The following is a 26,123-nucleotide window of genomic DNA, read 5'->3' on the forward strand; positions in this document are numbered from 1 at the left end:
CCCCCCTCGTGCCCGCTGTGCACGGCGGGCGGCATATCCACGTCCCGGTAACGGTCGGCGTATTCGGAAGGCGGATCGAAGGGGTCATGGGGCCCCACGAAGCTGACGAAGAGGTGCCACGGGTAGTCGTCCGGCACTTCGTCGATCCATTCGGCGGCGCGGCGGCCGATGTAGGCGTCCTCGAAGGCCTCGGCGGGCAGCACCGAATCGTGGGAAGCGCCTTCGATCCATCCCCGTGCCTGGCGGGCGGCGTAATCCGTCCGGAACGCGTCGAACAACCCCTGTTCCTCCAGCCAGAAGCCGTAGGGTCCCCGTGGTTCATCCGCCATGCCCGCGTGCATCTTGCCCTCGCACTCCACGGGATGGGTGAATCCCCAGCCGAAGACCCGGGGCCGGTCGCCGCGGCGGCCGTTGTAGGGGTCTGGCTTGGCCAGGTCCAGCTTGCCCACGCAACCGACCCGGTACCCCGCGTCCCGCAGCCGGGCGTAATAGGGCGTGATATGCCGGGGCAGGTAGCAGTTGTTGTCGAGGCACCCCAGCCGCGCGGGCTGGAGTCCGCTGGCCAGGCCGATGCGCGCGGGGGCGCAGACCGGGGCGTTGGTGATGCACTGCGTGAAACGGATCCCGCGGCTCGCCAGGCGGTCCAGGTTCGGCGTGTTCAGGAACGACGCGCCCGCGGCCGACAGGTAGTCATGGCGGTGCTGGTCGTCCATGATGAAGAGCAGATTGGGGCGTTCGGATTCGGCCATGTCTGTGTCCTTGAATTCAATCTAATTGATGAACGACTCGAACTGGTGCGGCGCCGCCGGAAACCACAGGCTGTCCACGAGGAATGAGAGGGCCATGCCGAGGACATACCCCACCAGGATGCCGAGAAAGAGCGGCTGCGCCCTGCGGTAAAGCGCTCCTCCGCCCAGGCGCAGCAGGATCACCTGGATAAGCCAGGCCAGGAAGAAGGGCAGGAACATGAACCGCACGGTATCCGCGGCCACGGCGACCAGCCCGATGGGATGAAGCGGCCACCACAGGAACAGGAACCGACCGAGGATCATCAGCATGTACAGGACGATGCCGTTCCCGAAGAAGATCAGTTCCAGGTCGGAAACGCTGCGCACGCTGCTGTTCCACGTCATGATCGTGTTGTAGAAGAAGGGCACGAGGTCGCCGGGCTTGGACAGGAGATTGTCGGCGCCGACGGCGTATCCCGCGCTGATGTAATAGTAGAGGGAAGTCACCACGCTGACGGCGAAGGCCAGGCAGATCCAGAGAAAGAGATGCCGGGTGGCCGGCGCCATCCATCGCTGCAGGTAAGCGGCATGGGACAGCCCGATCATCGTGAAAGTCCTCCAGTTCCGGGCGAAGGCGTTCGTCATGCCCAGGGCGGTGATCGTGGAGGGATCCAGGTTGTCGGCGCCGATGATGCCCGCGGTGAAGTTGTTGGCGTTCACCGGCAAGTCCATGGCGACCAGTCCGGCCTCCGCGACGATTCGGGCCATGCCGAGGTAGATGGTGAAGAGCACGGCCAGGAGGACCAGGCTGACCGGCAGGGACATGCCGATGCTGTACAGCCAGGCCAGCAGGTAGAGCAGGCCGAAGATCAAGCCGAAAACCGCCACCCGGTACGAGAAGAACTCCCCGCTGTCGTCCACCGACGGATCATTACGAAACGCCCGCCGGGCCACCGCCGCCAGGTGCCGGCGCGCCATCCAGAGTCCCCACACCACCAGGGAGATCAGGGCGCCGATCGACTGTGTGCCCACGAGGCCGGTAGGCGACATGGTCGTGGCCGCCGTAATACCAAGCATGTTCAACAGCCCCCGCTGCAGCATGGTGAACAGCAGGAAGAAGCACAGGCTGAAGAGAATCTCGGCGTTGATGAAGAAGGCGAAGCAAAGCACGAAGACGTTCAGCCGGATGGGAAGTTCCGGGATCGACGGATGGACCTGCAATTGCAACAAGTCCGGTCCCATGATGGGGACCGGGGTAACGATGTCCCAGTAGGAGGCGATGTTCCAGCACACGACGGCCAGCGACAGGCCGGCGCCGATCCGGAAGGCGGTCGTGCGGACCATGGGCGGACGGTCACGGTCCTTCCCCACGCCCATCAGGTTGAGCGCTACCTCCCCCAGGGGAAAGCGCAGCCGCTCGTGGCTGACCCACTGCTTCCTCAGGATGACCACGATGCACGCGCCCGTCCACATCAGGGCGCCGAAACAGGACATCCACCACAACAGGGGCGAGATCCAGGCCATCCAGGGGATCTGGTAACCCGGCGCGGCACCCTCGTAAAAGACCCGTACCGCGTCGGTCTTGCCGCTGATCACGAGCCACGTGGGAAGCGTGTCAAAGAACGTTTCCGCCCAGCGGTTCTCGGGGCTCGCATGGTAGAAGGGTCCGGTGATGAGGGAGACCAGGTACCTGGTCATGCCCCAGTCGGGCACCATGGAACCGATTAGGCCCATGGCGAAGACCACGATCAGTTCGGACGTCGTCAGGGCGTACCCGGGCGCCAGCCGCTTGAGCAGGACGTGGGGACCCAGGATCAGGATCAGGAAAGGGATCAGCAGCGCCGCGGGGAGATGGGCGTAGGTGGAATAGTTGTATCCGGCGTGATCGGCGGAGAACTGGCCCCAGAAGGCGACCACGGCGGAGAGCGCGAGCCCGATGACCCCGGATCGCAGCGTAATGGCCGAGCGGCCACGGGACCGGGGTGGTTCAGGGGGCATGACGTTCATCCGATCCGATTGCGGTACTTGAAGTTACCCGATCCAGGGATCCAGACGGAACAATTTGCGGCCCAGCGGGGTCAGCGCGGCCAGGGCGTCCGGACTCAGGGGCCGGTCGGGTCCGGGCGCCTGGCGGGCTTCTTCTTCTGACAGGGTCTGCAGCCGGGTGAACTGGGCGATCCTCGGCGAGGCGTTGTGGTTGGCACTGGCGGAATGCGGCATCAGGTGGTGCATGAGTACGAAGTCGCCGGCGTCCCCGGTGACCTCCATGGACGACTTGAAATCGACGATTTTGCCCCAGCCGTCGTTGCGCTTGAGCCCGTCCGGCTCGCCCAACATGATCTCCCGAACGCGGTTCGGCGCGCCGGGCACCACGTGTATGCCGCCACCGTTGTCTTCCACCTTGTTGAGGTAATAGCATCCGCCGATGCCGATGCCGGTGCGGAGGAATCCCTCGTTCAGTTCCTCGGGACCCTTCGGTACGGCGTCGAGGTGGAGGTTCTGGAGCCGCCCTTCCATGGCGCGGTTCCTCAAGGTAATCCCTGCCGAGCCGTCCCACACCTGGATGAATTCGGTCTCCAGGATGTCCACGGCTGCGCCGTACAGCCCCTCGTTCTGCAGCAGGGGCAGCATGGCAGGCTCAAAAAAACTGCCGTTTCCGTCCGGATTATGGGGCTTGAACCGGGCGTGGTTCGCGTGGTAATGGTCCGGGATGACCAGATCGCGTGGGATCAGGTCCAGCAGGAAACTGCGGGCACTGTCGACGACGTCGTCATCCAGCGTGCCCTTCAGGACGAGGTAGCCATCGGACCAGAATTGCGCCAATTGCTCTTCAGAGAGGTAGCGGGGGGATGGGGTCATGGAGATCCTGAACGGGGCAAGTCCTTCACTGTTGATTAGATCGCAATAGAAACCTGCGCCAGGGAACCATCGGCCTCAGGGAACCGCCGCCTCACACCGCCCAATACTTCCACAGGTCTTCGGGAATCTCGTATCTGAAGTCATGCTCCAGGTATTTCTCGTGGTTCCAGCGGGCGAACAGGGCGAAGCGCGGCGAGGAGCTGGTGTTTTCCGAACCATTGTGCGTCAGGTAGGAGTGCCAGAGCACCACGTCGCCGGCCTTCGCGGTGAATTCCCGGCCGCCGGTGGCAGGGTTGTCGCAGAAAACATCCCAGGAGAAACCCTCGATCTCGAGAAAACTCCCGTCCACGTGCGAGGGATGCTCCAGGAAATACCGGTGGGCGGCGTGGTGGCTTCCCGGCCAGTAGATGAGGGCGCCCCCGCCGGGTTCCACGTCGTAGAGATAGGTCGTCGCGCCGATCATGAAGGGCAGCCAGCGTCCCCCGTAGGCGTCGATATGGCCCGTTTGAGGGATCTCGAACGTCCGCTCCGGTTCGGGCCAGCGTATGATCGGTATGCCGTCGCCCGCGACGAAGTGTCCCCCGCTGAGCTGGTCGATAATCGACATCATGGACGGATGGTGCACGAGGGCCGATTGGGGTGGATCGTATTCGTACCCGTCGAGACCGCTCGTCTCCCGGGGCCAGGTCTCGGGATCCTCCAGGCATCCATCGAGCGCCCGCCAGATCTGCCGCCGCCACGCCTCCAGGGTCTCCCCGTCGAACACGTTCTCCAGCACCAGGTAGCCGTTCAGCTTGAAGTGGGCGATCTGCTGGGCGTTCAGCGGTTGTGAATTGGTCATGGGCTTGAAATTAAGCGGCGCGGCGGACGCTGTCAAGACCCGTGGATTCAAGACTCGCACAACTTTGAATACAGTCGGTTCGTTCCTGCTTGACACGAATCACGCAACCCGTATACCATTGCAGAAGCCAGGACGATTCCAGACAACGGTCACCCATGCTCCTCACTTGAATCAACTGTGTTATCCGCGCCGACGACGCGGCAGAAGGGATCTTGCGAAATGCAATCGGAAATCAGGCGATGGATCGCCGAGAGCAGGCGGAAACTGGAGGGGAAGGGACTGGATGACAGGGACCTGGATCGGCTGGAGGCGCTCCTATGCGGCAAGTCCCGCCCGAAGATCATGTACCTGACGGCCCGTTCGATCAATATGCGGTCCGGGATCGCCGGCTGGGCGGTTTTCGTACCGGGCGAGGGACCGGAGCTCAAGTTGCCGAGTGACGAGCCGCCTTACGAATCCGTACTGGATGCGGTTGCCGACGGTTGGCGCGTGGTGCAGTACCCAATCAATAAGCTCTACGAATACAAGGACCTCGAAAACGACTACGTGGGTTTCGATTTCATACTCGAGAAGTGGAACTGAGGAGGCGTTGCCATGGCGGAGATCAGACCGACAATGACCGATGACGACGTGATGGATTTCGTGGCCAATGGATACGTGGTGCTCGACGAGATGGTTGGTGCCGATTTCAACGAGCGGTGCCGCAACTTGAAACAAGGCCCCGCGAAGGAAACGGTCGGCTCGCCCGATTTCATCCGCGAAGTGCTGCTCCATCCCCGGTTGGCCGGCGTGATCCGTTCGCTGCTCGGACCCAATTTCCTGATGCCCACGGGGGGCCATCACCATCTCATTGACCAGCCGGTCTCGGGGCAGGACTGGCATTCGGACGGTATATCCGGCCTCGGATACGAGATCAACGAACTGCAGTGCTACTATTATCCTCAGGACGTGAACATCGAAGACGGGCCGACCATGATCCTGCCCGGTTCCCACTGCCGGGCGGTCAACCGCGACGCCCTGGCCCATTACGGCGATCTTGCCGGCCAGCTTTCGCTCGTCGTGAAGGCCGGCACCGTGGCCATCACCCGGTACGGCATCTGGCACCGGGCCGGCCCCAAGCTCAATTACAAGCCCCGCAGCATGATCAAGTTCTCCTACTTCCGCAATTCGGATCCGCGACAGCGTGACTGGCTGATCGAATCGGAAGAAATCCCCGCGTATCGGGATCGCCCGGCCGCGCCCTACACGAGCGGGGTGGAATCCTACCGGGACCTGAGGCGCCGCATCCACACCTGGAACTGGCTGTGCGGGCTGAGCGAGGAAGAGTCCATGGCCCACGACAGGTGGCGGCCCGCCTACGAGACCGGCACGCAACCCGTCGAGGAAGTCGTCCTGCAGTGATCTGACCGGCACGAACCAGGTCACTTTCTGCTCGAACCCACACAGGCACTGTTTGACCAGGTCTCATGGCGAGCTGGAGCAATCCGCATGCTGATCACCCACACCAGACGGGAAGAAATGCACCTAGGCGTCAGCCACGGCGGCGCGGCGGCGAGCTATTTCAATCCCGGTTTCGACGGGACGGCTTTCGCGTCTCCCTGGGGATTCATCCATTCCGTGATCTTCCCGCCGGGAAGCGGCATCGGTGAACACAGCCACACCTACGCGGAAGAGATCTTCGTCACCATCGACAACGCCATGCAGTTCACACACAATGGCCGCACGGCCGAAGTCGACGGCGGCGCCGCGGTGCCCCTGCGGTCGGGCGAGTCCCACGCCATCTACAACCACACGGACCGGGATACCTGGTTCTTCAATTTTCATTGTGTGGACACGGTCCGTGAACCGAAGCATGAGGACTTCGACGACCCGCGCAGAGTGGTCGAACTGGAGTCCACGGACCGCCTGCCCGTCGGCCGGTTCGACCGCGGCCTGCTCAGACCCCGAAGACACCACGGCGGACGCGGCGAAGTGCTGTACCGCCAGATCTGGGGAAGCCGGGATTTCCAGACCAATTTCGAATATCTCTGCCACGTCCTGCTGCCGCCCGGTACTTCTGTGGGGTACCACCGGCACGATCTCGTGGAAGAAGCCTACATGATCATGGACGGCCGGGGCCGGATCACCGTGAACGACGAGACCGTGGAAGTAGTCCGTGGGGATGCCGTTCCCAACCTGATCGGAAGTGCCCACGGTATCTACAACCATACGAACGAGGACCTCGAACTCTTCGTCGTCGGCGTGAGCCTGGAAAAGGGCAAGGTGGACGCGACCGACCTGGGCGACGACCTGGCCGGACGAACACCATGACAAAGCAATCCTTTCAGGCGCACGTACTGGATCTGAAGGTCGAAGGATACACTATCCTGACGGACCAGCTTACGGCGGAGGAGTGCGCCGAGGCGCGAAAGGAACTTGAAACCCGGTACCCCGACCGGGACCGCGGCAGCTTCGAGTGGCTCTTCAACAAAGCGCGGGTCTTCGAACGGTTCTACCAGCTGCCCGACCATCTGCGGCTGATCCGACACTTCCTCGGTCCCGACGCGCTCCTCAGCGCCGTGTACGGTTCGGTGGTGTTGCCCGGAGAGGGCGGTCGCGGCCTGCATTCAGACAGCGGCATCACGGGGCACAACCGCGAGGCTTCCATGCCCGAAGCCGACGATGGGCGGCGGATCACGAGCCACTCGATCGCCCTGAACACGATCTTCTGCCTGAGCCCCTTTACCGAGACCAACGGCGCCACCGAATTCGTCCCCGGCAGCCACCGGTACGAATACCTGAACGTGCCCGATTCGGCCTACGAAAACGCCCGGACCGCCGTGGCCCCGGAAGGATCGCTGGTGCTCTTCGACGTGAACACCTGGCACGGCACGACGAAGAACCAGACCGACGAAACGCGATACGCGGTGCTCAGCCCCTGGCGCCGGCGCTGGACGAAGTGCGAATACGAAATGGCCCGCGTGGTGAAGCCCGACGTGCTCGAACGGGCGGGCGAGGACGGACCGGTCATCTTCGGATTCCAGGCCCAGTCCCCCTACACGGAACTCTGGCAGTGGGACCGGGAAGAAGGCGGGCCCAAACCGGAGTTCAGCCACCTGCGGCGGGACTGACGGTGACCCGGAGATACGTGCCGAAAGTTAAAGGATACCATTGAAAATCACCGACGTTCAAGTGCACCTGGTGGAGTCCTGGCGTAAAACCAGGGACATCGGCTCGCCGTGGATCTTCGTCCAGGTCTATACCGACGAGGGTGTCGTGGGCCTGGGGGACGCCACCAACTGGCCGGGCGGTACGATCATCGCCCAATCCGTGGAGGAACTGGGCAAGCTCATCATCGGCGAGGATCCCTTCCACATCGAGTACCTGTACCATCGCATGTACTACGCCCTGGAGCAGATCGGGCAGACCGGCGCGGTCATCGCGGCCGTCAGCGGCATCGAGATCGCCCTGTGGGACATCGTGGGCAAGGTCACCGGACAGCCCATCTACAACCTCATCGGCGGACCATGCCGCGACCGCATCCGGTTCTACAGCCACGCGTCCAACCCGGAAGAATGCGCGGCGCTGGCTGAGAAGGGCGTTACCGCCATCAAGGCGTACTTTCCCGCCGACCCGCCGACCAACGGGGAGCGCATCGATTCGCCCCGCTCGGTCACGCTGCGGCAGGAGAAGCTGGCTCTGGATCACATGCGCCGTTGCCGCGAGGCCGTGGGCGACGAAGTGGACCTCTGCACTGACGTGGGGTGCCGGTACACCACGAGCGCCGCGATCCGCATCGGCAACCGGCTGGAGGAGATCGGCCTGCTGTTCTACGAGGAACCTGTCCACCCGGAGAACATCGACGCCCTCGCACGGGTGACCGCGTCGGTCAACGTGCCCGTGTGCGTGGGGGAGCGCAGGTACACGCGCTTCGGCTTCCGGGACCTGATCGCCGCGCAGGCGGTGGACATGATCATGCCCGACGTGGTGCGCACGGGCGGCATCATGGAGACCAAGAAGATCGCCGCCATGGCCGAGAGCTACTACATGCAGGTCTCGCCCCACAATCCGAACAGCGCATTGTCGACGACTGCGAGCCTGCACGTCATGGCCAACATCCCGAACGCCCTGGTCCTCGAGTTCGTGGACGAGAAATGGGACGCGCCCTGGCGCGACGACCTGCTGACCGATCCGCCGGTCGTGGAGAGCGGCTATTTCCGGCTCCCCGAGAAACCGGGGCTGGGGACGGAACTGAACATGGACGTCGTGGAGAAGTACCGGTTCAAAGGTTGAAGGAGCAGGCGAAATGCAACTGCATGACGACAAACAGACGAATCGCGCGGACAACATCCAGGGCGCCGAGATCCGGCTGCCGTCCGCGGACCTGACCGCGGACCTGGCTTTCTTCATGAAGACCCTCGGTTTCCGCATGGACAAGATCTATCCCGCCGACTACCCGACGATCTCCGTGCTTTCCGGCCACGGACTCACCATCCGGCTGGAGCAAGGCGCCTCCGAACCGCCGGGCACGCTGCGGATCCTGTGCCGCGATCCGGCGGCCCTCGCTGGCGGGCAGACTGAACTCACCGCGCCGAACGGCACCCGAATCGAGATCGTACAGGCCGATCCGCCGCTGGAGATTCCACCGACGCAACACGCCTTCCTCGTGCGGAGGCTGAAGGACAACACCCCCTGGGTGATCGGCCGCGCGGGCATGCACTACCGCGACCTGGTGCCCGGCCGCCTGGGCGGGAGCATCATCGCCTCTCACATCCGGATCCCCGACGCCGGGCCCGTTCCCGACGTCGTGCACTACCACACCGTGGGATTCCAGCTGATCTTCGCCTACAGGGGCGAGGTGAAGCTCGTCTACGAGGACCAGGGGCCGCCCTTCATGCTCAAGGCCGGGGACTGCGTGATCCAGCCCCCGGAGATCCGGCACCGCGTGCTCGAATCGTCCGAGAACCTGCAGGTGATCGAGATCGGCGTCCCGGCCGACCACGTGACCACCATCGACCACGAGGTCGAACTGCCCACGGGGGTACTGAATCCCAATCGCGTCTTCGGCGGTCAGACGTTCTGCCGCCACCAGCTCAAGGACGCGGTGTGGGAACCGTGGAGGCTGGCGGGGTTCGAAGCGAGGGAAACGGGCATCGGCGAGGCGACGGGCGGCGTGGCCTCGGTGCAGGTCGCCCGTGTGACGGATGGCAAGAACGACAGTTCAACGGACGGCCGCTCCTCTTCCGGCAGCGAACAGGTCACGAGCCACACGGGCGATATCCTCTTCACCTTCGTGATGGAAGGGGAAGTCGCGCTGAACGGCGAAAACCAGGAAACGCACAGGCTGGAGGCTGGGGACGCCTACGTCATACCGCCCCACACGAAGACTTCGCTCACGGACCGCTCGGCCGACCTCGAACTCCTCGAGGTGGCACTGCCCGCGCGGTTCGAGACCATCGTACACTGATCCACTAAGCATACCTGGTCGATGTCGGGCTGGACCGATATCCGCTTCGTCAGACCCCCAGCACCCCGCGCAACCGTTCAGAAGCCCGGCTCAGCACCGTGGGTGGCACGGGTACGTGGTTGTACGTGCTGAACCGCCGGTAGGCCCAGAAGGCGGCGTACTGGGATTGAAAAACGTAGCGCATACGGTCGGAGGTGACCGGTGCTCCGCGATGCCAGCACTGGTTGTTCTGCAGGTAGACATCTCCCGCCTTGCAGAAGGCCGAAACGGGTCCCCGTCCATCGAACTCCGGATTTTCCTGGTTGTTGGGGTCTCTGCCGGAGTACTGGCTGCCCGGGACGAACTGCGTCGGACCGTCCTCGATCGTGTCGATGTCGGTGAGCGCCATCTGGATGGTGAACCACTGCACCGGCATGCGGATTCGGGAATCATGGCGGGGCACGTCGTCCGGCAGCGGAAACTCCACCCGGTCGTCCACGTGCCACAGATCGATCGCCTGTCCCCGCGCGTTTCGGATCACGTTCTGGCCGCAGAACTTGCAGTCCTCCCCCACGACCGCCTCGGCCAGGCTCAGGATCGGTTCGCGGATCAGCATGTCCACAAACACCGCGTCCAGCTCCAGCGTATGCCGCAATACGAATCCGTCCCCTCGTCCGCTCACGTAGTCGGTACCGGCGAGCACGGGATCGTTGAAACAGCGGTCCGTGGCCTCGCGGAGCGCGTCGATTTCATCCCGGGTGAGCACCCCGGGGATGAGGGCGAAGCCGTCCCGGTGGAACTTTTCCAGCGTATCCTCCATCACGTTGTCAGCAAGGCGCTCCCCGGGAAGTATCCGTTTGGAAATCAAAACGCAATCCTCCATTAAAACCCCACTCCATAAATCATGTCGTACAGAGAAACATCTACTATGAAAATATGAAGTCAAGCGTTTGAGCGCTTGACAGTTTGCTGTACATCGTCTATTTCCTTGAAATCGTCGTGCCGATCCAACAATTCTCGAGGAGCTGAAGTCCGCAATGAATCTCGCCGAACAGATACAGCGTCTCTACACGCAGGCAGAGGCCGCCGACCGGGATGAGGCCCGCGCCGCGTTCGCGTCACTTCGAACCGAACTCGCGGAGGGCAGGGTGCGCGCGGCCGATCCGGACCCGTCGTCCCAGACCGGCTGGCGCGTCAACGCCTGGGTCAAGCAGGGCATCCTCGTCGGGTTCCGCTTTGGCGACGTGGTAACCTTCGACTCGCCGAGTACGGATTCGCCCTGGCTAGACAAGGATACGCTGCATCTTCGCCCGCTCTCCACCGCGTCGGACGTCCGTATCGTACCCGGCGGATCGTCGGTGCGTGACGGTGCGTATCTTGGCCGCGGTGTTATCTGCATGCCGCCGATGTACGTCAACATCGGTGCGTACATCGGCGACGGGAGTATGGTTGACTCACACGCGCTTATCGGTTCCTGTGCACAGGTCGGAAGCGGCGTCCATGTCAGCGCGGGGGCGCAGATCGGCGGCGTGCTGGAACCGGTGGGCGCCCTTCCCGTGATCGTCGAGGACGACGCCCTTATCGGCGGCAACACCGGTCTGTACGAAGGCGCGATGGTCAAGCGCAGGGCGGTCATCGGCGCCGGCACCGTGCTGACGGGATCCACCCCGATTTACGATCTGCCCAGGGAACGTATCATCCGGCCCGTGGAGGGCGAGCCGACCGTCGTGCCTGAAGATGCGGTCGTCGTACCCGGCGCGCGTGAAGTCACGGGCGGCGCCGGACCGGCCTGGGGCCTCTCCCTCGCTACACCGGTCATCGTCAAGTACCGCGACGATCGCACAGACGCGCGTGTTGAGCTTGAAACATGGCTCCGGTAGTTCTAAACCCCTACCCCTCGTCCATCACCGCCTGAATCATCGCCTGGATGTAGCCGAACTCGTAGGCGAAGGCCTGGCGGTAGCTGTCCGGGTCCTTGTGTCCCGGGGCGTGGTCGGGCACGCACATGTGCGGATAGCCGACCTCCTTGAGCGCCCGCATGTTGCGGTGCATGTTCATCACGCCCTCGTCGGGCCAGACCTCCTGGAACTTGTTGCGCCCGCCCACGATGTTGCGGAAATGGCAGAGGAAGATCTTCTTGCGCGAGCCGAGGTAGCGGATGATGTTCGGCACCTCGTTAAGGGGATCGAGGGAACTCTCCGCCATGCAGCCCAGGCAGAGGTTGACCCCGTGATAGGGACTGGGACAGATCTCGATGAACTGCTTGAAACCATCGAAGCCGCCGAGCACGCGGTCCACGCAGCGGTACCCGGGGGGAAGCCAGGGGTCGCAGGGATGGCAGGCCATGCGCACCTTGCATTCCGTGGCCACGGGGATCACCCGTTCCAGGAAGTAGGTGATGCGGGCCCAGTTCATCTCGGCCGTCACGGGTTCGTCGTACCTTGCCGGCCGGTCCTTGGCCTTCTCCAGGTCCCATGTGCTGTAGATCGATCCCCCACGTCCGGGCGGATCGCTCTCGGTCCGCTGGTTCTCCATTTCGCACAGGTAGTACTTGATCGCGGGGATGCCCGCTTCCGAGGCCTGGCGCACCATGTTGCAGACCAGCTCGATTTCCTTGTCGCCTTCCTCATACTTGCCCAGCATGTAGTTGGGTACCTGGCCACCGTCCACGTTCAGGTCGGCGATGGGGAGGGCCACCATTTCCATGTTGATGCCGAAACCGGCGCACTTCTCCTTCTTGGCCGCCAGTTCGTCCACGTCCCAGCCGTACTCCCTGTGAAAGGTGATGTTGAGCTCGCTCTTGTTGAAGACGCCGTGACGGGCGAGATATTCGAGGTCTTCGTCCGCCGTGCTGAACTGCTGGGTACCGACGTGCATGGTATCCTCCGTGTTATGTAAACTTGCGGGTGCTGGCGATGCCCAGGATTCGTGCGGCGGTGCCGCCCATGATCGCGGCCAGGTCCGCCTCGGTTAGAAAATCCGCGTACTTCTCGATCCAGTCCCGGGACTGGCGGTAGGTGCAGAACCGGTTCTGGAAAGGCATGTCCGTGCCCCACAGCAACCTGTCTGCTCCAATTCGGTCAACCATCTCTTCCAGTGCGGTCCAGACCTCGCGGTAGGGATAGTCGAACAGATCGCCGATCCGCACGGGAAAGCACACTTCCAGGCTGAGGTGGGGGTTTTCGAAGGGTCTCCACAGGCCTTCCGGCAACACGAGACGGTCACCGTCGATAAACATGCGCCAGGGGAAACCGTGGGTGATGCTGCAGACCGTGTCCGGGTAACGGTCCATCCAGTCCATGAACACGCCGAGTTCGCCTAAGTACCCCTGCGTGAGGTCGGCGTGGTACCCGAGGACGGGTCCGGCACCCAGGGTGAAGAAGACCGGGACGTTCAGGGCGGCCACGGCGTCCCAGAAGGGGTGGTAAGCGCCGCCGCTCCACGGCTGCCCGCTCCCGCGATAGGCCAGCGTGGCATTGAACTTGACGGCGTGCAGTCCGTGATCCCGCACGGCCCGCTCGATCTCCTTGATCACAGCGTCCGGCTCATCGGCGATACGCCACTCGTCCACGGGCGCCATGGAATACAGGCGGCCGGGAAAGGCAGAGACACACGCAGCCTGGAACGCGCTGTCCCGGCCCAGCATGGGATTGGTATGGAGCAGGGCGGCGTCCACGCCCGCGTAGTCCATCTCGGCGACCAGGTCGCCGGAGGTGTATTCAAGATTGCGAAGGTGGGGCGGGTAGAACTGCTTGGTGTAGTCTTCGCCGTCGATCGTCCACACCACGCGGCCGTGGGTTCGATCGACACGGAAATCCACGTCGGGGAGCGTGGACCAGTCGCCGGGGGCCTCCGGCGCGATCGCCTCCGACGAGGCGGGGGCCCGGTCCCGGACCCGCCAGGCCGGCTGGTGATGGACCGCGTGCTCGGCCTGCATCCACCTGAGGTGGTCCCGGGCATGGGCGTACCCGGCCTTCGCGTCACCCGGTGGAAAGCAGTACGCGTGGGAATCGATGATCATGGATCGGGAAACGGTTCCCTGGCTTTCGAAGCCCTGGCTTTCGAAGCCCTAGCTTTCGAAGGTACGTATCGTGCGGGTTACCTGGCCGTTGCTCTCCCAGTAGGTCTTCTTGCCTGCCAGGTAGGGGTCGTCCGGCGCCGGCTGCATCGTCCCGGCCGCCGTTATGCCCCGCGATGTGATCGTATGCTCGCCGGGGGACGGGCGGTCCCAGTCCAGGCGCCAGAACTTCCAGGCGTACTCGGCGTCCGCGCCCTCGATGATCTCCGCCGTCTGCCAGGGACCGTCGTCGATGCGCACCTGCACCTCCCTGAGCGGCTCGCCCCAGACCGCGCCGTAGATCCGGTGCAGGGGTCCGACCCGGGTGACCCGCGCCGTAACGGAGTTGATGCGGCCTTTGCCCACCGACTCCTGGCGCCACACGGTCTCTCCGTTGTGGGTCTCCTCGCGGATCGTGACGTAATCCCGCGAGATGAACCGCCCCATGTACCGGGTCGTGCGTACTTCGATGCGCTTCAGCCACTTCACCTGGGTAATCCCGTACCAGCCGGGTACGATGAGGCGCAGCGGATATCCGTGCTTCGGCGGCAGCGTCTGGCCGTTCACCTCGTAGCACAGCAGGATGTCCGGGTCCATAGCCTGCGCCATGGTGAGCGAACGGGCGAAGTTCTGCTTCATAGTCAGCGGCTCGCTGCGGCGGGGGGTGATGACCTCCTCCCCCTCGTCGTGACCGAAGAAAACCACCTCCATGCCGTTGTCCCACATGCCCGCCCGCTCCAGAATCGGTGCCAGCGGCGTGCCGGTCCACCGGGCGTTGAACACGCCTCCGCGGAAGACGGGAACGCCCCGGTTGCCGGAGCATTCGAGGGTGAAGTCCAGTTCTCTGCGCGGCATGGATTTGATCTCGTCCAGGCTCAGGTTGAGCCTCTGCCTCACCGCACCCGTTATTTCGAGGCTGTAGGTATCGCCGTCGACAGTCGGTTCGGGATAGTGGCTGGCCGAGAAGAACTGGTCCACGGGCGTAATCCACGATTCCAGGCCGTTCCAGTCCAGCAGCACGAAATCGGGGCTTCGGGGCGGCCCGAATTCGTCGATCCAGTTCACGGGCGTTTCGTCCCGCGCCAGCCGGTCCAACTGGGCCAGCACGTACGATGGCAGCAGCGTCGTGCCGGCCGTCGCGATCCCTCCCTTGATCAGCACGTCTCTGCGGGACAGGTTGGTTTTACCGGCCATGTACGTATCCTCCCGGCTTTACCCGGTTCAGTTGTTTCGATTCGGTCTCTTCAGTTCGAATGTAAATGGGGATTTCGGTGATCGGTTCTATGATACATCGGGTCGGCAGAACAGATCAAGGGCTATGTTCAAATCAAGGGCAATGTTGACAGGTCCTTCCTAACCCGGTAAAATCGATTGTCCATCTCTAACACCGTTGGTCCATCTCACCATCCCGGAGCACTTGATAAATGAACCGCTTGCTCGCCGAAGATTACCTCGTCCTGGCCTCATCGCCCGATCCGGAGAATGTGTACGCCGGTTCGCCATCGATTACCCGCACGCGCTCGGGACGCCTGCTGGCAAGTTACGAGTGGTTTCGTCCGTCGCCGCTCAAGGAAGCCGTACCGGACCAGACCGAGGTGCTGGTCAGCGACGACGACGGCGCCACGTGGAGCCTGGCGGCCCGCCAGGATTTCATCTGGGCGACCATCTGGTCTCACGAGGACGACGCCTACCTCATCGGCAACCGGCGTAGAAGCCGGGACATCGTCATCGGACGATCCCGCGACGGCGGCTTCACCTGGGAAGGCCCCGTCACGCTCTTCTTGGGCAGGCACCACTGCGCGCCTACGCCGGTGCTGATCCACAACGGCCACGCCTACCGCGCGTTCGAGACCTGCGACGCGCCCAGCCGCTTCGACTGGAAGTCCCTGGTGGTGGCCGGCGACCTTACGCGTGACTTGCTGGACCCGGACGCCTGGCGCATGTCTAATCATGTGCGGTTCCCGGGCGTCCCGGACGTACTCTCACAACGCCGGTACCCGGAGAGCGCGACGGACAAGGTGCCGGCCGACAGCTTCCTGGAAGGCAACATCGTGCTGGTGGACGGCGAGATCCGGATGATCATGCGCACGATCGTCGACGGCCACACGACGTCGAGCCTGGCCTCCATCGGCCGGGTCGAGGACGACGGTGAGACCCTGGACTACCGGTTCGTCCAGTTCCACCCCATGCCGGGCGCCCAGTGCAAGTTCCAGATCGTCCACGACGAGAAAAACAGCCTGTACTGGACCACGGTGACCCTGTCCACCAACCCGTGGCAGGACCGGGAACCCCTCCGTCGCATCGGATTCAGCGGTCCGCCGGGGAACGAACGGCGCATCCTGATGCTCATGTACAGCGTGGACGCCCTGAACTGGTTCCAGGCCGGCTGCGTGGCCATGAGCAGGAGTATGATGGAATCCTACAGCTACGCCTCGCAGGTCATCTCCGGAGACGACCTCCTGGTCGTCGTCCGCACCGCCCGCGGCGGCAAGAACCAGCACGACACCAACTTGGTCACCCTCCACCGGGTAAAGGACTTCCGCGATCTGGCCCTGGATCTGCGGCCCGAGGACGTGTAGTCCGGGCATTTTCCTTGAATCTTGGTTGACAAATACTGAAATGGACGCTATTATATGACTATAGACATGACCATGGTCATTTGATACCAACCGGGGACTACATGCCGACCATCTCAAAGAGCAGGCTCAAGGCCAACATGCTCCAGGTTTTCAGGGAGATCGAGGAATCGGGCGAAGAGCTGATCGTGACGCACAACCGGCGTCCCGTGCTGCGCATCCGACCGATTGGAACAAAACAACCGGTTGACAAGATATTCGAGAAACTACGTGGGAAAGTCGTCTACCACGAGGACATCAACACGCCCACCACCGACGAATGGGATGGAGTGTAATGGTCGTACTGGATACGTCCTCACTGGTATTCTGGACGCTGGATCCCGGCCGCCTGTCCAGGACCGCCGAACGGACCATCGCACTGGCCGACCGCGTAGGCGTCAGTTCGATATCGATCTGGGAGATCGGCATCAAAGTAGAACGGGGCAGGCTTGTACTGCCGCTTTCCGGCGCGGAATACCTGGAGAACCTGGAGCAAACCAATCGGGTGGAAATACTGCCTGTGGATCTCAGTACCTGGATCAGGAACCTGCAACTGGATTGGAATCACCAGGACCCTGTCGACCGGACCATCGTAGCAACGGCTTCTCTACACAACTGTCCGCTGGTGACTTCGGACAACGTGCTCCGCAGTTTCTACGAGAAGGCGGTCTGGTAGGGTTACTTCAGAGGTGGATCTGTTTCAGGTAGGACTAATAATGAAATTAGAGAAATCAGTCCAGGTAAGTCCTACTGTACAGTTCGCCATAGAATATCAAGGTTTATGTCGTAATAAGCATGGACTAGTCGATTTCACATTCCAATGATTCGCTGCCACGGTATTTGGTCATTATAACGACGAGTCGGTTCCGTTATCTGGTTCGCGGCCTCACCCACAATCTCGATATCCTTAACCAATGCAAGGACGAGTTTGCGATCGGTGTCCAAGTCACTACGCTCGCATCCTTGAACGAACGAAACCGCTTCCCGTGCGGCATCCAACATGTGCCTGAATCGGATCTCGTCATCCTTGCACATACTGATCCTCCGCCGTATCAAGGACCTCCTGACGGAAGTACCGACTCAAGTCCTCCGGTGTTCTCAGATCCACCTTTCGCCCGCCAAGTAGCTTAGATAGCTCAATCTCCATTCCTGCCATACCCAGGAGACCGGGAGAGTATCCGGGGGTAAACTCGACCAATACGTCGATGTCGCTTTCGGAATCGAAATCGGTCCGCAGCGCAGAGCCGAAAATCGCGAACCGACGTATTTTGTGCGCTTGGCAGAAATCTGCGAGTACTATCTCAGGGATAGATATCTGTGCGTTCACAGTAATACCTTTTAAGTCGAAATCAAAGCAGACAGGTTTAAGTGCCAATGTGCATCGAATCTTCACGCACTAAAATCGTGGAGATCAACCCAATTAAATCCATTAGACCGAAGTGTTGGATGTAACGACACAACCAATCACCTCAGTTCCTGGTTTTGTACATGCCAGATAGGTTAGTAAGATAAGCAGATAGCGGTTTACTGACAAGTTGACTGATGACAGGAAACTAAGGAAACACCATACTAGCATCACCCCGGCGCTGGCGCCACGTGTTCCAGCCCGAACTCATCCCGTAGGCGGGCCATCTCCTTTTCCAACTCTTCAGGATCGGCCGTTTCCGGGGGCATGCGCCGCAGCAACCGGTCGGACGCCTCGAAGAAGCGGTCCAGTCCCGCGGGGGTGCAGATCAGCACAATGTGCGCCGGATCGTCCCCTTCGTTCCAGAAGGAATGGGGTTTCCATCCCGGCACCGTAACCATCTGGCCGGCCTCAAGCACAAATGCGTTTTCGTGGAGAAACTTGAAAGTCAGCGCGCCTTTGACGACCAGGAACATCTCGATGAAAGCGTGCCGGGTGAATATGGGCGGCGGGCTGTGGGGCGGTTCGACGGCCTCGATGACCGTCACCCGACCCTTTGTGGCGGAACCCGGGGTCATGACCCGTACGTTCTGGCCCATGAGCGTATTGAGCCAGGGGCCGCCGTTGCCTCCGTTGCCGCCGTTACCCCCGGGGCCGCCGTTGCCTCCAAGACCTCCGGGACCTACGTTGCCGTCGCCTTTCATGAGACCTGCCCCGCGTCTCTAGCGGCTCCCGCGACCTCTACTCCCGCACTTCCCGAAATCATCTCCCGCCCTTCGTCCGCGTAGACCGTCTTGACCTCCTGGTCCACGGTGCGCCATACCAGGAACTGCTTGCGCAGCACGTTCAGGAAGCGCCGGTTGAGGCGCTGCCATGAATCCACGTCGCCGCTCAGACGGTAGATGTGCACCCACACCGCGTACAGGTCGTGTTCTTCTTCGGCGGGGGCCGCGTGGAGGGACACGCGTTGGCTGACCCCCGTGTCGTAGGGCGCCAGCCAGGTCTTCATGCTGATTTCGTAGGTGGATGCTTCCGGACCGGCATCGGATGCCCGCTCCTCACCCGGAACGGCCGTGGCCACCCGGCCGCCCGATCGCCCGGCCGCCGGAGCAGATCCATTCGTCCCGGTAAGCGCCACCTCGTCCGTCATGAAGTTTCCCAGCGTGCTTTCGCCGTGGGATTCGAAGAACCGTGTCAGGTAGGCGCAGAGTCCCAGCGTCTCCGTGCGGCTGATGGTGAAGGGGAACTCGAAACGCCAGTCGTCGCCCTCGGGCTCGGGGAAGGACCACTGCCGGTTGACGTCCGGCACGGCCATCTGGGAGGCTTTTCGCGCAGGATAGATCGTCGACAGCATGACCACCGCCATGACCATGAACGTGGAGGCCACGGCGGAAAGGGACGAGTAGTTCAGGTTCAGCCCCGCGAGCAACTGGTACTCCGTGATCCCCCGGACCAGGGTCTGTCCGATCAGGTAGCCTGACATGCCGCCGATGACGGCGTACATGGCCGCCTCCGCCATGAATAGCGCGCCGATGTGGGCCGGCGCCAGGCCCACGGCGCTGTACACCCCGATCTCGCTGAAGCGTTCGTAGACGGCGTTCATCATGGTGTTCAGGATGATGAGGGCGGCCACGACCATGGGAATGAACAGATTGCCGAGCCCCGACAGTGAACTCAGCGCCATGGCGCTGTATACCGCGACCTCTCCGTCCACGGACGCCACCACCGGGATCCCGAGACGCTGCATGAAGCGTTCGATCCGGTTGGCGGCCGCTTCGTCCGTGGGAAACCGGACCGCGACGGAGCGGAGGGTCCCGCCGAGATCGTTCACATAGGCCTGCGGGGTCAGCAGGATGTTCGCGGCCGGCAGGTGCTCGAACGCGGCCATATCCACGGGCTCTTCGTCGTAGTCCATCAGGGCGAGTTCGGTCAGCAGATCCTGGCCCGTCGCCGTGTAGTCCACGGGTGTGAGCGGCTCGCCGTCCAGATCGGTGATCTTTTCGAGGTCGGCCGCGTCGAATACGCCGATCACCTCGAAGGGCTGTCCGAACACGAGGACTTCGGATCCCACGATTTCATCCCCGGTCAAGCCGAGCAGCTCCGCCATTTCGGCCGGGACGATGCATACTTCGCGCTCCCCGGGCTCGAACCACCGGCCCGATCTCAGCGTGCGGTCCAGTCCGCTCACCTCCCCTTCTTCCGGCAGCAGGCCGAGGATGGCCGAGGCATAGGTGGAATGGTTCGTGCCGTCCGGTCCCTCCCGGTCCATCCTGATGAAGGTCGTCTCGCCGGGGAACGTGCCGGAGTACCACGACCGGGATACGATGGTGATGCCCCGGTCTTCGGCCTCCGACGAACCGAACTCGGATTCCACGTACTGGAAGGTCTGTTTCTGGAGCGGTCCCCAGTTGGGGTTGCGGACGAGGAAGCCCGTATAGGTGGCGTCCGTGTCCCGGCTCAGCGTCTGCAGCCGGAGGAAGGTCTGCACGGAGGTGAAGGAGAGCACGGTGAACACCAGGAGCACCAGGGTGACGCACGTCAGCAGGGTCCGGGCCTTGCGCTTTCGCATGTTGCCGATGCCCAGGGAGAAGGCCGTGGCCAGGGCGCTCGACCGCCGCACGTCGGCGGACTGCACGGTACGGTTGTCCTGCCGGACCTCCCGCATGGTCTGGCTGAACCGCTGGGATATGATCCAGATGACGACGGCGGCGAGGACGAAGGTCATGAAGGCGAGGAGCACGATGTCGGGCGCCGTGGTGATCTGGAAGGCCGGGTGGGTGAACCTCAGCAACCCGTATGCGGCCAGGAAGATGGCGACGGTAGTGGCGATCCGCTTGTACACGTTGGCGAATCCGAAGACCAACCGCTCCAGGGCGTACGCGAACGGGATGACGAGCACCATGTAGAACAGGACGCCCTTCACGACATCGTTGGCCGTCCCGGTCGCGTCCGGATAGGCGCGGGACTCGTATCCCCACGCGGCCCGGGCGTGCTTGATGAACCGGTCCCACTGCAGGTTTTGCCGGGCGGTCTCGGCCAGGTCCAGCAGGCGGCCCGCCTCCCGGTGGAAGTCGTCCAGCCGGGTGTTGCTCACGCCGACGGACTTGAGCGCGCCGATCCGCGCCTCGTCCAGGTGCCACATGTCTTTCGCCACCTGGTAGGAGGTCAGGGGGATGGCGTCGATACCCGCCTCGAACCCGATTCCCTCGGGGTTGTTCTCGTCCGCGTTGGTCAGGATGAGGCGGCGGCCGAACAGGCCGGTGGACATGGTGACCTTGAACCGGCTTTCCGGCGGCATGAAGAGGACGGCCGTGTCCTCCTCATACGAAAAACCCGTGGTCCACGCGCCTTCCTGGAAGGTCATGCCCCATTCAAGGGGCGGATTGCCCGATTCGTCGAGTACCACGGCCTCGTTCAGCCGGGTCAGGAAACGCGGGTCCACCAGGTCGTAGATGTTGGTCGCCTCGGACCGGAAGACCACCGTGGGTTTCTCCTTGTCCACCCAGTCCATCTTGATCTCGAGGGGATAGGCGCCTTCCCCGTAGGGACCGCGGTCCGGCGCGTAGATGATTTCCCCCGTTTCCGGGTTCATCACGTAACCTTCCGTGGGGTAGGTGCGCCCCGCCTCCAGTTCGGTACTTTCGGCTACCCCGGTGCTGTCCGCCACCACGAAAATCTCGTTCTTGACGCCGCTGATGGTCTTGTTGTAGCGGCGGAAACGGACCACGGCGCCCGGTTTGGGCTTGCTCGGGATGTAGTCCTCCCGGGGATCGAACTCCACGACCCGGATCCGGCCGTTCACGAAGCGGTCCTCAAGCTGCATCTTGAAGTCCGGGAACAGGCGGGGATCGTTGACGCCGCGACCGAAGAGCTCGGTCAGCAGCAGCGTCTGCGTGTACACGTTGCGGAAGTTGACCCGGTCGAGGTCGTCGATGGGCGTGTCCACGAACTCGCGGACGTCGAACACCGTGGCGAAGGACAGGGCCGGGATTCCCATCCAGAACATGAGTTCGGCCTCGAGGCCGATCTGGCCCGCGGGAAAGAAACCGGCGGTCCGGTGCCCCTGCGAAGGCGAAATCACGTTCACCAGGGCGTCGGCCGGAATGGCGCCCCGCCGGATCACTTCTTCGGCGTAGCCCATGAAGGTACGGCCGAATGGCGTGAAGAACCGCTGTTTTTCGAAGGAATCCCCCCCGAAGAAGACGCCGGAGTAGATGACGCCGACCTGGTCGCGCGCGCTGGACAGGTCGATACCGGCGAAGAGCTTGATGTTGATGGGGTCCTCGAGTTCGTCCGCGAAGTGACTGGAGATGCGTGCGTGGCGGTAGGCGAAGTCGTTGATCCCGCTGAGCGACATGAAGTGACCCGACGTCGCGAGTATCAACACGGTGCGCGCGGGAGGATGGGCCGCGAAGTAACGGGCCATTTCAAGGAGCGCGGCCACGCCCGACGCCTGGTTCGCGCCGGGGGATACGGCCGGCACGGCGGAGATGGAGTCGTAGTAGGCGTTGAGGACGATGACCTCATCCTTCAGCACCGGATGCGTCCCCGGGATCTTACCGAAGACATTGTAGGCCGGTCGCCGTTTCCAGGTCATGCGTCCTTTTGCCCGGACGTTGATCGAGCCGTTGGATTCGAGGTATTCGACCAGGGGCCGGGCCGCTGCCTTTTTCATCCAGAAACGGGGGAAGTCGAGGGGGACCTGGAGGTGCTTCTCCTCTCCGTCGACCCGCGTGGTGTGGTCGGGTTCCGCGAAGATCACGGCACGGGCGCCGAGCTGGGCGGCCCGCTGCCAGTTTACGCCGGAATTGAAGTCCATCAGGATGACGGCGCCGGCGGGATCGATGCCGTTGAAGTCCGCCCACTCGCCGTTGCCGACGTAGTGAAGCTTCCCCGTGATGCCCCCCGGCGGCGTCGTGGAGGTGCGCACCAGGTTGGGCCACAGGGCATAAAGGGGGATCGTCCGGGCCTCCAGGGTCGTGACATCCAGGAGGGTCAGTTCGCCGCCTTCGTCCAGGGGGATGGACGAGACGAATTCCTCCATCTCGACGTCCTCGAGACCGATTTCCCGCATGCGATCGGCCAGGTAGTACGCCGCTTCGGTGGCGCCCGGGTAACCGGCTACCCTCGAGCCGAAGGACACCAGGTCGGTAATGGTCTGCCGGATCCGCGCCGAGTCGACCACGGCGGCCACCTGGCCGTCGCCGATGGGTTCGGCCAGGACCTCCACCCGGTCGCGGACACCTGTCGTCTGGCAGGCGGAGACCGCGAGCAGTGCGAGCGGCAGGACCAGGCCGACAAGATGGCCGATAAGGGTTCGTTTAAGGTGCAAGGCGTCTTTCCGCTGATTGGGTGGGACGGAACATCCGCTCGATCCGCGCTAGACCTTCCACTTCCGCCGCATCTCCTCCATGGAAACGGTCTTTCCCTCGGTCCACGCGTAATGGGCGACGGGGTTTTCGCCGACCCACCGGTGGTCGACGGGTTCGCTGGCCAGCTGGTACCGGGTATCGGTGCTGATGCGGAACCGGTTCGACGTGTTGTTGATGGAGCCGTGCATGGTGTACATGCCGAGGACGATCACATCGCCCATGCTGAATTCGCTCGTCTGCCACTGGCCCCCGTACTGGTCGACCATCACGATGGGCTCGTTGGTGAAGTGGCCCGTCACGTGGTCACGGTCCACGTCCATCTGGCCGTAGGTCTCCTTGACCGCCTCGAACTGGTGGGATCCGGCCAGGATGACCAGGGGGCCCATGTCGAAGGACACGTCGTCCAGGGGCGTCCACACGGTATACAGGTTCGGCGTGCCCCGGCCCATGTAGACCATGTCGTAATGCGCCCCGGTGTTGTCGCCCGGCCCTACGGCCCGGAGCCACTTGTAGTCGAAGGTGAGGACGGGGCCGCCAAGGAACCGCTCGAAGAACCCCATGATTTCGGGGGAATTGACCACGGCGAGAAATTCTTCCGTGTGCGTCACCCGCTTGGCGCCGCCGAAGAAGGCGCCCCGCTTGCCCGGCGCGGCCACCCCCAGGTCGAGGGGATAGTCCGGATCGATCTGGTCGTTTGCCTGGAGATTCTCCAGCACGACCCTGCGGGCTTCCCGGACCTTGTCGGGATCGTGGAGACCGCGTATGAGCAGGTAGCCGTCTTCGGCCATGCGTTCCCGCAAGGCTTCCGCGTCGTCCAGCAGTTCGTTCGCTTCCCGGAGCGTGGACAGGTACTTCCCGTCCATCAGCAATTCGTCCTTGCCCATGACCAGGCTTGAGGGTTCCCGGGTGGTCATTGGTTCCTCCGTGGTTGGTCGTTCATGAAGCCCGGACGGCCAAGGCGTCGATGGCGGCATACACCGTATCCCCGACGGTGATGCCCATGTCCGAAAAAGACGCCCGCGCCACGTGGACGGTCAGGCGAAGTCCGGCGTCCACGTCCAGGCGTATGCGGTCTCCGTCCACCGCCGCCGCGGTCACGACGCCCTTAAGCGTATTCGCGGCGACCGGCGTGCGCGTCGGCTTCGCCGGCGGCCTCGCCAGCCGGATTTCCTGCGAAGAGATAACGATGTGGGCCGGTCCGCGCGCGGTCGTGTCCGAACGCAGGGTTACACCGCCGTCCAGTCTTACGACCGGGCCGTCGGCAGAATCCTCGATGCGGCCCTTGAAGACGTTCTCCGGTCCCCGCTCGAGCATCCGCCCGTCGCGCATGATCAGCACTTCGTCGGCGATGCGATAGGCCTGGTCGTACTGGTGCGTCGAGAGCACGACCGTCATGCGCCGCTGGCGGCACGTCTCCGCGAGAATCGCCTCGATCTGCTTCCCGTGCGCCGCGTCCACGCTGGCCGTGGGCTCGTCGAGCAACAGGACGTCGGGATCCGTAACCAGGGCCCGGGCGAGTCCCGCCCGCTGCGCTTCTCCGCCCGACAGGCTGTGTGCGGGCCGGTGGGCGAATTGCCGAAGACCCACCTTGTCCAGCATGCCGGTCACGCGTGCTTCGATGGCCTCCTTCGCCATGCCGCGGAACCGCAGGCCGGACGCCACGTTCTCGAATACGGAGGACCGGAACAGGTACACGTGCTGCATGAGCAGCGTGACGCGGCGGCGGTACTGACGGCTGCGGCCCGGATCGGCCCCGTTCACGGGCCGGCCTTCGAAGAGGATCCGGCCCTCCTGCGGCAGGGTCAGCAAGGCGAGTATGTTCAGTAGCGTGGTCTTGCCCGATCCGTTCGCCCCGTAGACGGCATAGGTCTTTCCGGCGTACAGGGCGAGGTTTTCGACATGCAGATGAAACCCGGAACCGTACCGGTGCGCCAGGTGCTCGCCCACGATAATCGGACCGGTCGTCATCGGACCGGCCGCGACCGGATCGGCCGTGATCGGATCGGCCATCAGTCGTCGAACCCCTGCAGCCAGTGAAAGAGAATGTTCGCGCCGAATGCCGTGAGCAGCAGGATGATCCCGAGGGCGATGGCGAGGCCGAACTCCCCCTTGTTGCTCTCCAGGGCGATGGCCGTCGTCATGGTCCGCGTGCTTCCCTTGATGTTGCCGCCCAGCATCATGGCCGCGCCCACCTCGGCGATGACCCGCCCGAATGCGGCTACCACCGCCGCCATGATGCCGAACCGGGCCTCCGAAATGAGGGTGCGCGCCGTCTGGGCTGTCGTCGCGCCCAGCGTAAGGGCCGTCTCCGTGATCCGGGAATCCACGGCTCGGAACGCCGAGAGGGTAAAGGCGGCCACGATGGGCAGAGCGAGGAGCGTCTCGCCGATGATCATGGCACTCGGTGTATACAGCAGTTCCATGAAACCGAGCGGGCCGCGCCGGGAGATCAGGGAGTAGACGAAGAGGCCGATCACGACGGTCGGCATGGCCAGCATCGTATTGAGCACCGTGGTCACCAGCCGCTGGCCCCTGAACCGGCGGGTGGCGAGCAGGTAGCCCGCGGGCAGTCCCATCACGGAAGCCAGCAGGATCGCGGACACCGCGACGAACACGGAAACGCCGACGATGGTATACACGCCGGATTCGCCGGTGACCAGCAGGCGGACCGCTTCCTGAAATCCACTGTACAGGTATTCCATAACCCCTATGAAACAACAAAACGGCCCGGCGAATCAACAGGTTTTTGCCCCGTGACAGCGACCGAAATACGTTGACAGAACCACCGTTGGACCTTAGGTTGTCTGGCATCCAGCGGAGC

At 63.2% G+C, this 26,123-nt stretch carries 24 protein-coding genes and 1 pseudogene; 10 read left to right on the forward strand and 15 right to left on the reverse strand.

What is annotated here, in order from left to right; genetic code table 11:
• From F4Z81_09895 to F4Z81_09910, 4 genes are all read right to left on the reverse strand, one after another.
• Positions 1-749 (reverse strand): sulfatase-like hydrolase/transferase (locus F4Z81_09895; GenBank protein ID MXW05364.1); only part of this gene is annotated, 749 nt, incomplete at its 3' end.
• 21 nt (positions 750-770) lie between these two features.
• Positions 771-2,726 carry a hypothetical protein gene (locus F4Z81_09900; GenBank protein ID MXW05365.1) on the reverse strand — a complete coding sequence of 652 codons (1,956 nt, stop codon included), beginning with the start codon at positions 2,724-2,726 and terminating at the stop codon, positions 771-773.
• A gap of 33 nt (positions 2,727-2,759) precedes the next feature.
• Positions 2,760-3,587, reverse strand: a complete 828-nt coding sequence (locus F4Z81_09905; GenBank protein MXW05366.1) for a phytanoyl-CoA dioxygenase family protein — start codon at positions 3,585-3,587, stop codon at positions 2,760-2,762.
• A gap of 91 nt (positions 3,588-3,678) precedes the next feature.
• Positions 3,679-4,464 (reverse strand): phytanoyl-CoA dioxygenase family protein, encoded by a 786-nt coding sequence (locus F4Z81_09910; GenBank protein ID MXW05367.1) that lies wholly within the window; start codon positions 4,462-4,464, stop codon positions 3,679-3,681.
• A 183-nt stretch (positions 4,465-4,647) separates the two neighbouring features.
• Between F4Z81_09910 and F4Z81_09915 the strand changes: the two genes are divergently transcribed.
• From F4Z81_09915 to F4Z81_09940, 6 genes are all read left to right on the forward strand, one after another.
• On the forward strand, positions 4,648-5,010 hold the full coding sequence (locus F4Z81_09915) for a hypothetical protein (protein ID MXW05368.1): 363 nt from the start codon (positions 4,648-4,650) through the stop codon (positions 5,008-5,010).
• 12 nt (positions 5,011-5,022) lie between these two features.
• A complete protein-coding gene (locus F4Z81_09920) occupies positions 5,023-5,829 on the forward strand; it encodes a phytanoyl-CoA dioxygenase family protein (protein MXW05369.1) in 807 nt (268 codons plus the stop codon).
• 87 nt (positions 5,830-5,916) lie between these two features.
• Complete coding sequence (locus tag F4Z81_09925; protein ID MXW05370.1) at positions 5,917-6,738, forward strand: cupin domain-containing protein; 822 nt, start codon at positions 5,917-5,919, stop codon at positions 6,736-6,738.
• A complete protein-coding gene (locus F4Z81_09930; protein ID MXW05371.1) occupies positions 6,735-7,538 on the forward strand; it encodes a phytanoyl-CoA dioxygenase family protein in 804 nt (267 codons plus the stop codon). The genes F4Z81_09925 and F4Z81_09930 overlap by 4 nt, the downstream gene beginning before the upstream one ends.
• Positions 7,539-7,578: 40 nt before the next feature.
• Positions 7,579-8,700, forward strand: a complete 1,122-nt coding sequence (locus tag F4Z81_09935; GenBank protein MXW05372.1) for a mandelate racemase/muconate lactonizing enzyme family protein — start codon at positions 7,579-7,581, stop codon at positions 8,698-8,700.
• 13 nt (positions 8,701-8,713) lie between these two features.
• Positions 8,714-9,874, forward strand: a complete 1,161-nt coding sequence (locus F4Z81_09940; protein MXW05373.1) for a cupin domain-containing protein — start codon at positions 8,714-8,716, stop codon at positions 9,872-9,874.
• A 49-nt stretch (positions 9,875-9,923) separates the two neighbouring features.
• On the opposite strand, the gene F4Z81_09945 is transcribed toward F4Z81_09940, so the two are convergent.
• Positions 9,924-10,736 (reverse strand): phytanoyl-CoA dioxygenase family protein, encoded by an 813-nt coding sequence (locus F4Z81_09945; GenBank protein ID MXW05374.1) that lies wholly within the window; start codon positions 10,734-10,736, stop codon positions 9,924-9,926.
• Positions 10,737-10,890: 154 nt separating this feature from the next.
• Here F4Z81_09945 and F4Z81_09950 point away from each other — a divergent pair, with 154 nt between their 5' ends.
• Positions 10,891-11,733: a 2,3,4,5-tetrahydropyridine-2,6-dicarboxylate N-succinyltransferase gene (locus tag F4Z81_09950; protein ID MXW05375.1), complete on the forward strand. Its 843-nt coding sequence runs from the start codon at positions 10,891-10,893 to the stop codon at positions 11,731-11,733.
• A gap of 10 nt (positions 11,734-11,743) precedes the next feature.
• Here F4Z81_09950 and F4Z81_09955 read toward each other — a convergent pair whose 3' ends face one another.
• From F4Z81_09955 to F4Z81_09965, 3 genes are read right to left on the reverse strand one after another with little or no spacing between them, the layout of a single operon-like run.
• Positions 11,744-12,730: a mannonate dehydratase gene (locus tag F4Z81_09955; protein ID MXW05376.1), complete on the reverse strand. Its 987-nt coding sequence runs from the start codon at positions 12,728-12,730 to the stop codon at positions 11,744-11,746.
• Between the two features lie 13 nt (positions 12,731-12,743).
• Positions 12,744-13,874: an amidohydrolase gene (locus tag F4Z81_09960; protein MXW05377.1), complete on the reverse strand. Its 1,131-nt coding sequence runs from the start codon at positions 13,872-13,874 to the stop codon at positions 12,744-12,746.
• A 48-nt stretch (positions 13,875-13,922) separates the two neighbouring features.
• Positions 13,923-15,104 (reverse strand): molybdopterin-dependent oxidoreductase, encoded by a 1,182-nt coding sequence (locus tag F4Z81_09965; GenBank protein MXW05378.1) that lies wholly within the window; start codon positions 15,102-15,104, stop codon positions 13,923-13,925.
• A 230-nt stretch (positions 15,105-15,334) separates the two neighbouring features.
• Between F4Z81_09965 and F4Z81_09970 the strand changes: the two genes are divergently transcribed.
• From F4Z81_09970 to F4Z81_09980, 3 genes are all read left to right on the forward strand, one after another.
• The gene (locus F4Z81_09970) at positions 15,335-16,489 is read left to right on the forward strand and encodes an exo-alpha-sialidase (protein MXW05379.1); all 1,155 of its coding nucleotides are present in this window, start codon (positions 15,335-15,337) and stop codon (positions 16,487-16,489) included.
• A gap of 101 nt (positions 16,490-16,590) precedes the next feature.
• A complete protein-coding gene (locus F4Z81_09975; GenBank protein ID MXW05380.1) occupies positions 16,591-16,821 on the forward strand; it encodes a prevent-host-death protein in 231 nt (76 codons plus the stop codon).
• A complete protein-coding gene (locus tag F4Z81_09980; GenBank protein ID MXW05381.1) occupies positions 16,806-17,201 on the forward strand; it encodes a type II toxin-antitoxin system VapC family toxin in 396 nt (131 codons plus the stop codon). The genes F4Z81_09975 and F4Z81_09980 overlap by 16 nt, the downstream gene beginning before the upstream one ends.
• Positions 17,202-17,272: 71 nt before the next feature.
• Here the strand turns inward: F4Z81_09980 and F4Z81_09985 are convergent.
• The 7 genes and pseudogenes from F4Z81_09985 to F4Z81_10015 all read right to left on the reverse strand — a co-directional run bounded on the left by F4Z81_09985 (position 17,273) and on the right by F4Z81_10015 (position 26,004).
• Positions 17,273-17,560, reverse strand: a pseudogene (locus tag F4Z81_09985) (DUF86 domain-containing protein).
• Entirely contained in the window at positions 17,547-17,852 is a 306-nt protein-coding gene (locus F4Z81_09990) for a nucleotidyltransferase family protein (protein ID MXW05382.1), read from the reverse strand. The pseudogene F4Z81_09985 and the gene F4Z81_09990 overlap by 14 nt, the downstream one beginning before the upstream one ends.
• Before the next feature lie 248 nt (positions 17,853-18,100).
• Positions 18,101-18,634 (reverse strand): cupin domain-containing protein, encoded by a 534-nt coding sequence (locus tag F4Z81_09995; GenBank protein MXW05383.1) that lies wholly within the window; start codon positions 18,632-18,634, stop codon positions 18,101-18,103.
• Positions 18,631-23,262, reverse strand: coding sequence for an FtsX-like permease family protein (locus F4Z81_10000; protein MXW05384.1), 4,632 nt, complete (start codon positions 23,260-23,262; stop codon positions 18,631-18,633). The genes F4Z81_09995 and F4Z81_10000 overlap by 4 nt, the downstream gene beginning before the upstream one ends.
• A gap of 48 nt (positions 23,263-23,310) precedes the next feature.
• The gene (locus tag F4Z81_10005) at positions 23,311-24,216 is read right to left on the reverse strand and encodes a phytanoyl-CoA dioxygenase family protein (protein ID MXW05385.1); all 906 of its coding nucleotides are present in this window, start codon (positions 24,214-24,216) and stop codon (positions 23,311-23,313) included.
• A 22-nt stretch (positions 24,217-24,238) separates the two neighbouring features.
• Positions 24,239-25,312: an ATP-binding cassette domain-containing protein gene (locus tag F4Z81_10010; protein MXW05386.1), complete on the reverse strand. Its 1,074-nt coding sequence runs from the start codon at positions 25,310-25,312 to the stop codon at positions 24,239-24,241.
• The gene (locus tag F4Z81_10015; GenBank protein MXW05387.1) at positions 25,312-26,004 is read right to left on the reverse strand and encodes an ABC transporter permease subunit; all 693 of its coding nucleotides are present in this window, start codon (positions 26,002-26,004) and stop codon (positions 25,312-25,314) included. Before F4Z81_10015 ends, F4Z81_10010 begins: the two co-directional genes overlap by 1 nt.
• Positions 26,005-26,123 lie beyond the last annotated feature (119 nt).

Source organism: Gemmatimonadota bacterium, assembly GCA_009835325.1.
Lineage (GTDB): Bacteria > JAAXHH01 > JAAXHH01 > JAAXHH01 > JAAXHH01 > JAAXHH01.